The organism is Alicyclobacillus suci (assembly GCF_017329615.1).
In the GTDB taxonomy this organism is placed as follows: domain Bacteria; phylum Bacillota; class Bacilli; order Alicyclobacillales; family Alicyclobacillaceae; genus Alicyclobacillus; species Alicyclobacillus suci.
In genome coordinates this window covers 1-1,448 of the sequence record NZ_JAFMTW010000121.1, presented here as the reverse complement: position 1 = coordinate 1,448, position 1,448 = coordinate 1, and the positions used below count along the sequence as shown (strand labels likewise).

The 1,448-nt window shown below is 48.8% G+C and carries 1 protein-coding gene; it reads right to left on the bottom strand.

Annotated elements, in window-relative coordinates; translation table 11 throughout:
• Nucleotides 1-14: 14 nt before the first annotated feature.
• A complete protein-coding gene (locus tag J3482_RS20040) occupies nt 15-1,247 on the bottom strand; it encodes an ISL3 family transposase (protein ID WP_206923067.1) in 1,233 nt (410 codons plus the stop codon).
• Between the last annotated feature and the right edge of the window lie 201 nt (nt 1,248-1,448).

Sequence of the window (1,448 nt, the reverse complement as noted above, 5' to 3'; positions counted from 1 at the left end):
GCCTCCTCGCTGTTTTAGGTGGGTAAGTCAAAAGACAACTTCCCCAGTAAGAGGTAAATCATAGAGATATAGTTCTCGACGTTGCGGTATCCCTTTGCTCTTCGCTTCATGGCTTGTATGAGACTGTTCATGCTTTCGATGAGGGCATTATTGACTCTGCTGTCGAACCAAGACAGTATGCCATTTTCGTGACGGCGAATGGTTTTAGATGCATCAACCATCGGCTTTAATCGGGAATGCGTAGCCCAGAAATACCACTTGTCCAGAAATGCCTTTGCAAGCGAACTCGGCTGTGCCCAAAGCTCTTTGAACGTCAGCATCATTTGGTATGCTTTTGCCGTTTTGAGGTTTAAGTACCGCAGTGTTTGTAATTGGTCTTTCTGCTTGCTTGTCAGGTTGTGCTCATTTTTAAGCCAAATATATCTGGAGTGCTTTAGCATGGGCTGTGTACGTTGTTCTTCGCGACGCACCTTGTCCACCGCTTCACCGATCACTTTTGTGACGTGGAACTTGTCAAATGTAAGTGAAGCATCCGGAAAGTGTTTCTGAATCCCGGCAATGAATGCTGGCGACATGTCGGAGCAAACGGTTTCAATGTTCGCTAAGTTGCCGTTGTGGTGCGAGAAATCCTCAACAAATCGTGCAACAGTGCTCGCATCTTTGCCTTGCGTGACGAAAATAGCCCGTCTTTGCTGGGTGTCAGCGACGACAGTTACGTAATTATGTCCGCGAGAGGTAGATGTTTCATCCATCGCGATATGGTGGACATCGGAGAAATCTTGCAACTCACGGGCTTGCTTCACATAGTGGTGAACAACACGCCAAATACGGGTATCATACTCTCCGACAAGACGCGCAACTGCCAGAACGGGCATCTCGCGAACCAGTTGGAGGATGAACGCCTCAAATCCGTAAGAAAAGTGCCCACGTTTTCTTGCCCAAGGGACTTCCATGGTCAGTACGCCACCCTTGTCCTTCGAGCAGTCATGGCACCAAATCCGAGGGACTTTGGCGTGAATGTAGGTGTCGTGCTCAAAGTGATTGAGATGCCTCCAGGAACGAGTGTCGCGGTCGTAGATGTCTGTGTTCTTACCTTCGCACTTGGGGCATGGGAATTTGGTTCCATCTTGGTAGTCGACTGTGATGTCTAGCCGTTTATTCTCTTTGCTGAATTCGACTGAGGTAACACGCCATGGTGCTTGAACGCCAATAGAGTGGTTAAACAAATCGAGAATGGGATCGGACATTTGATTGGCCTCCTATTAGGTCAAGAGACCGTGGAATACCGACCAACGGGAGGATATGCCGCGAAAGCTCTTGACGGACTCCCAACTTGGCAATCTGTCAGTCACGTCAAGCCGACAGGCATTGACCCTAACTCTGGTTTGCCAATGGGTTTTATACTCCCATGATTGACTTGTTCAACCCACCTCAACCAGCGAAGAGCC